Source organism: Stenotrophomonas ginsengisoli, assembly GCF_001431485.1.
Classification (GTDB): Bacteria; Pseudomonadota; Gammaproteobacteria; order Xanthomonadales; family Xanthomonadaceae; genus Stenotrophomonas; species Stenotrophomonas ginsengisoli.
Genome location: NZ_LDJM01000095.1, coordinates 1 through 556 on the forward strand (window position 1 = coordinate 1; position 556 = coordinate 556).

1 pseudogene is annotated in these 556 nt (G+C 62.6%); it reads right to left on the reverse strand.

Annotated features, from left to right (window positions below):
• Positions 1-319, reverse strand: a pseudogene (locus ABB30_RS15485) (acetyl-CoA carboxylase carboxyl transferase subunit alpha); the annotation flags it as partial.
• Positions 320-556 lie beyond the last annotated feature (237 nt).

The window sequence follows — 556 nt, forward strand, 5'->3', positions numbered from 1 at the left end:
TGAGTTCCAGGAGCTGGCCGCCGACGATGGCCTTGTCATCGGCATAGGCGCGGTCGCCGGCCAGCTCCTGGAACTCATCGCAGAACATCTTGATGTAGTCCAGGGTGTAGGGGCGCTGCGGGTGACGGGCCAGCTGGGATACCTGCCACGGGGTCAGGTCGCGGAAGATCAGCGCGGTGCGCTTGCGCAGCTTGTCGCGCAGGGCGTTGACTTCGGCTTCCACGTTTACCGCCGGGCCGGTTGAGGCGCTGCGCAGTTCCTGGATCTTGGCTTCCAGGTCGGCAATGGGCTGCTCGAAGTCGAGGTAGTTCGGATTCATCGGCAATCAACCGGTTCAAAAAAGGGAGTGTAGCTGATGGTGTGAAGACACCCCGTACGAGGGCGTGCGGTCACGCCCTCAGTGTTGCTGCCACGGTGGGCTGTAGCGCACCTGCAGCTTGAGGATGGCCGGATCGGCACGCAGCTGCTGCAGCAGGTCCGGAGACACCGTACGTCCGCCGGGCCCGGAACTGTCTATTATCAACATCTGACGCTGCCGACGAAGGGACATGTGTAA